The 4736-nt window shown below is 66.0% G+C and carries 4 protein-coding genes and 1 pseudogene; 2 read left to right on the forward strand and 3 right to left on the reverse strand.

Annotated elements, in window-relative coordinates; all coding sequences use genetic code 11:
* Together Q0743_RS01255 and Q0743_RS01260 are read right to left on the reverse strand one after the other, a co-directional pair.
* Window positions 1–407: pseudogene (locus tag Q0743_RS01255) on the reverse strand (hypothetical protein); the annotation flags it as partial.
* Window positions 408–444: 37 nt separating this feature from the next.
* Window positions 445–1737 carry an adenylosuccinate synthase gene (locus Q0743_RS01260; protein ID WP_298239783.1) on the reverse strand — a complete coding sequence of 431 codons (1293 nt, stop codon included), beginning with the start codon at window positions 1735–1737 and terminating at the stop codon, window positions 445–447.
* Between the two features lie 368 nt (window positions 1738–2105).
* Between Q0743_RS01260 and Q0743_RS01265 the strand changes: the two genes are divergently transcribed.
* Entirely contained in the window at window positions 2106–3038 is a 933-nt protein-coding gene (locus Q0743_RS01265) for a DMT family transporter (protein WP_298239784.1), read from the forward strand.
* 122 nt (window positions 3039–3160) lie between these two features.
* Here Q0743_RS01265 and Q0743_RS01270 read toward each other — a convergent pair whose 3' ends face one another.
* A complete protein-coding gene (locus Q0743_RS01270; protein WP_298239785.1) occupies window positions 3161–3550 on the reverse strand; it encodes a DUF1330 domain-containing protein in 390 nt (129 codons plus the stop codon).
* 105 nt (window positions 3551–3655) lie between these two features.
* On the opposite strand from Q0743_RS01270, the gene Q0743_RS01275 reads away from it, so the two are divergent.
* Window positions 3656–4591 (forward strand): DMT family transporter, encoded by a 936-nt coding sequence (locus Q0743_RS01275; protein ID WP_298239786.1) that lies wholly within the window; start codon window positions 3656–3658, stop codon window positions 4589–4591.
* Window positions 4592–4736 lie beyond the last annotated feature (145 nt).

Genomic DNA, 4736 nt, shown 5'->3' on the forward strand with positions numbered 1-4736 from the left:
CGCTGGGCATCGCCCTGGTCATCGACGTTGAAGGAGGGACGGTCGGCCCGCGGCGGCGGCGGAGCCGGACGCGCGCGCGGTGGGGCCGGCGCGGCTGCAGGGGCGTTGCCTTCAGTGGCCCGGGCGCTGGCGCGGCGAAACGCATCGCCGCCGCTGCGTCCCCCGCCACCGGGGCGCGAGGCCTCCCGGGCACGCTGGGCCGCCTCGGATTCGACCTTGCGGACGGCCTCCTCCAGCGACAACCTTTCGCGGGTGATCTCGGATTCGGAAAGCGGCGGCTGCACGCTGCGCAGCTGCGCGATCAGGGCCGTGCGCGCCCGCTCATAGAGCGCGCGACGGCTTTCGCCGGGAGCGTTAGGGTCCAGGGCGGCAATAGCGCGGGCGATCAGCGGATAGTAATCAGCCATTTCAACTCAACTATACGCGCGTCCTGGTAAGAGATCGTTAAGCCTCAAACGGGTTTTGCACGAGGATAGTATCTTCGCGTTCGGGGCTGGTGGAAAGCAGTGCGACCGGGCACCCCACCAATTCCTCGATCCGCCGGACATATTTGATCGCCTGGGCGGGCAGGTCGGCCCAGGACCGCGCGCTGGCGGTCGGCTCCTTCCAGCCCTCGATGGTCTCGTAGATCGGCTCGACCCGGGCCTGGGCGCCCTCGCCGGCCGGGAAATGGTCGATCTCCTTGCCGTCGAGCCTGTAGCCGGTGCAGACCTCGATCGTGTCGAAGCCGTCGAGGATGTCGAGTTTTGTGAGTGCCAGCCCATTGATCCCGCAGGTCCGGACGGCCTGGCGGACGAGGACCGCGTCGAACCAGCCGCAGCGACGGGGACGGCCGGTATTGGTGCCGAACTCGCGGCCGCGCTCGCCGATCTTGCGGCCGGTCTCGTTGTCCTGCTCGGTCGGGAACGGGCCCTGGCCGACGCGGGTCGTATAGGCCTTGCACAGGCCGAGCACGTAGCCGACCGCGCCCGGCCCGAGGCCGGCGCCGGTCGCGGCCTGCGCCGCCACCGTGTTGGACGAGGTGACGTAGGGATAGGTGCCGTGGTCGACGTCGAGCAGCGCGCCTTGCGCGCCCTCGAACAGCATGCGCTTGCCTTCGCGGCGCTTGATGTCGAGCAACCGCCACACCGTCTCGGCATAGGGCAGCAGCTCAGGTGCCAGCGCGGTCAGTTCCTTCAGGATCTGCTTGCCGTCGAACTCCGGCAGGCCGAGGCCGCGGCGCAGCGCGTTGTGGTGGGCAAGCAGGCGGTCGATCTTGTGCGGCAGCGTGTCGAGATCGGCGAGGTCCATCAGGCGGATGGCGCGGCGGCCGACCTTGTCCTCATAGGCCGGGCCGATGCCGCGGCGGGTGGTGCCGATCGCGGTCGCGGCGCTGGCGGATTCGCGGTGCGCGTCGAGCTCGCGGTGCAGCGGCAGGATCAGCGTGACGTTCTCGGCGACACGCAGGTTCTCCGGGCTGACGGCGACGCCCTGCGACTTCAGCTTGGTGACCTCGTCGAGGAAGGCGGCGGGATCGAACACCACGCCGTTGCCGATCACCGACAGCTTCTGGTCGCGCAGCACGCCAGAGGGCAACAGCGCGAGCTTGTAGGTCTTGCCGTTGATCACCAGCGTATGGCCGGCGTTATGGCCGCCCTGGAAGCGGACGACGATATCCGCCTGCTCCGACAACCAGTCGACGATCTTGCCCTTCCCTTCGTCGCCCCACTGGGCGCCGACGACGACAACATTGGCCATTCGCGGGTAATCCTTCGAAGATTTTAGATGCGCCAGCCCAGCTGACGGCCGGGAGCCGTTCGCACGCAAGGCAGCCACCCGGATAAAGGAAGCAGCCGCTCTAGGCAAGCAAGAACGGGGCTTTTTCGAGACTCAAGACACACTTTAAGCCTTTGATATCCCCGGAAAATCCAGAAACCTTCCAGGGCAGCTCGCAAGGCTTCGACGAAAGCGTGAGACCGATCTTCCCCGCTGCATGGTCGCGATGCGTCCGCCCCCCGTTGATGCAGCCCCGATTTCCGTGTCTTTGGATGATGCCGGGCGATCAGCCGGCCCGACCTCGGCGGGCCGGGGCCTGGCGCGCATGACGCGGGGCCAAAACAATCACAATGTCCGCCACCGGCCAGAGCACGGGCTCCGAATCATCGGGCCATCACTGGATCGCCAACCAGCCCTATCTGCTGCTCAGCATCACCGCGCTGTGCTGGGCCGGCAACGCCATCGTCGGGCGGCTCGCCGCCGGCCACATCCCGCCGGTCACGCTGTCGTTTCTGCGCTGGTTCTTCGCCTTCCTGCTGGTGTTGCCGTTCGCCCGGAAGCATCTGGTGCAGGACTGGCCCGCGATCCGCGGCAGGCTCGGCCTGATGGTCACGCTCTCGGTCACCGGCATCGGCGCCTTCAACACACTGCAATATTGGGCGCTGGAGCATACCCAGGCCCTCAACACGCTGCTGCTGCAGTCGGCCGCGCCGCTGCTGGTGGCGCTGTGGTCGCTGGTCATTCTCGGCATCCGCCTCACCACAGCGCAGGCCTTCGGCGTGCTGCTGTCGATGTGCGGCGTGCTGACCATTCTCCTGCATGGCGACTTCACCACCCTGTCGAACATCGAGTTCAACAAGGGCGATCTCATCTTCCTGCTCGCGCTCCTGATCTTCGCGCTCTATTCAGTGCTGAGCCTGAAGCGGCCAGCGATGCACGGCCTGTCGTTCCTCGCCTTCACTTTCGGGGTCGGCGCCGCCTGCCTCATTCCGCTGGAGATCTGGGAGCTCTACGCGCGTCCCGTGATGAAGCTGGATGCGCCGAACCTGCTCACCCTGTTCTACGTCGCGGTGTTCCCGTCGACGCTCGCCTATCTCTGCTTCAATCGCGGCGTGCGCCTGATCGGCGCCAACCGCGCCGCGCCATTCTTCCACGTCGTGCCGGTGTTCGGCTCGATCATGGCAATGGCATTCCTGGGCGAGCATCCGCAGGCGTTCCATTTCATCGGATTTGCGCTGGTGCTGTCGGGCGTGTTCGTGGCGTCAAGAAGGCAAACGACGTAGCTCGCTCTCGTAGGGTGGGCAAAGCGAAGCGTGCCCACGTTCTTTCGTTATCATTGAGAGGTGGTGGGCACGGCGCAAATGCGCCTTTGCCCACCCTACGATTCCGGCCTCGCGGAGATAGACTACGCCGCCCTGAACTTGCTGTAGGCCTCGCTGGTCGCGATGATCACATGCTCGGCGCAGCCGTTGACGCGATGGGGATCGGCCTCGCGCTCGTAGGCTTCCGACGTCATCATGTCCAAGAAAGCCGCGACCGTCGGATATTGGACCAGCGCGACAAAGTCCCATTCATTGCCGGCGTGGGGTCCGAGCGCGATGGCCTTGGCATCGCCGGTCCAGAGCAAGGTGCCGCCGCGTGCCTTGATCATCGGCACGGTGATGGCGCTGTAGCGCAGATAGGCATCCCAGCCGGATCCGTCGCCGTCGCGCGAGCGCGCGTGGAAGCGCATCAGGTTCAGCATCACCACCGGCGACTGCAGATCGAGCCGCTCCAGGCCCGCGATGTTCAACATATTGACCGCCAAAGGCACCTCCTCGGGGCTTGCCTGCATTGTAGCATTGCGACCGCGTGACTTGTGCCACGACGCCGATCCGGCGCAAGCTCCGATCCGACGCCAATGACGATTGCTTCGCCCGCGCCACCGGCCTCCAATCCGGCCAGTTGGCTCAACAACCAGCCTTATCTGCTGCTCAGCCTGAGCTCGCTGTTCTGGGCCGGCAACATCGTGCTCGCGCGCCATGTCGGCGCCCATGTGCCGCCGCTGACGGTGACCACGATCCGCTGGTTCGGCGTATTCCTGATCCTGCTGCCGTTCGCCTGGCCGCATCTGAAGCGTGACTGGCCCGCCTTGCAGAGCAGCCTGCCCCTGATGCTGTTCCTGTCGCTGGTGGGCTTCGCCTTCAACAACGCGATCTCGTATTGGGCGATGCAGTACACGGAGGCGCTGAACGCGCTGCTGATCCAGTCGGCAGGTCCATTGTTCGTGGCGCTGTGGTCACTGGTGCTGTTCGGCGTGCGGCTGACGGGCGCGCAGTTCGCCGGCATCGCGATCTCGCTTCTTGGCGTGCTGATCATCATCCTGCGCGGCGATCTCGCGGCGCTTGCGAGCATCAGCTTCAACAGGGGCGACATCATGTTCGCCTCCTCGCTGGTGGCGTTCGGGATCTACTCCGCCTTCATCCCGCGCCGACCGAAAATCCATCAGCTGTCCTTCCTGTCCTTCACCACCTGCTGCGGCGCGACGATGCTGATCCCCGCGGCGATCTGGGAGGCCGCAAGCGGCCACGTCCTGCAATTCGATGCCATGACGCTGGCGACGTTGGGCTACATCCTGATCTTTCCCTCGACGCTCGCCTATCTGTTCTTCAACCGCGGCGTGGCGCTGATCGGACCGAACCGGGCTGCGCCGTTCTTCCATCTGGTGCCGGTGTTCGGCTCGGCGATGGCGATCCTGCTGCTCGGCGAGAAGCTGCAGCCGTTTCACCTGATCGGCTATGCGCTGGTGCTGGCCGGTGTCGTGACCGCCTCGCGTCAGGGTTCGGCGGCGAAGTAATTCCGCACGGCGGACGGAAGTCTCGTGTCCCGGACGCGCTGCGGCACTTGGTGACGCTGCGCAGAGCCGGGACCCAGCATGCCGCAGGCGTGGGCCCCGGCTCTGCAGCGCACCGCTGAAGAAGCGCTGCGCTGCGTCCGGGGCA

It is taken from the genome of uncultured Bradyrhizobium sp., assembly GCF_936943645.1.
In the GTDB taxonomy this organism is placed as follows: domain Bacteria; phylum Pseudomonadota; class Alphaproteobacteria; order Rhizobiales; family Xanthobacteraceae; genus Bradyrhizobium.

Excerpts from the sequence above, each read along its gene's own strand:
- Q0743_RS01260 (WP_298239783.1), bottom strand. The coding sequence starts at position 1,737 with ATGGCCAATGTTGTCGTCGTCGGCGCCCAGTGGGGCGACGAAGGGAAG.
- Q0743_RS01270 (WP_298239785.1), bottom strand. The coding sequence starts at position 3,550 with ATGTTGAACATCGCGGGCCTGGAGCGGCTCGATCTGCAGTCGCCGGTG.
- Q0743_RS01275 (WP_298239786.1), top strand. The coding sequence starts at position 3,656 with ATGACGATTGCTTCGCCCGCGCCACCGGCCTCCAATCCGGCCAGTTGG.
- Q0743_RS01265 (WP_298239784.1), top strand. The coding sequence starts at position 2,106 with ATGTCCGCCACCGGCCAGAGCACGGGCTCCGAATCATCGGGCCATCAC.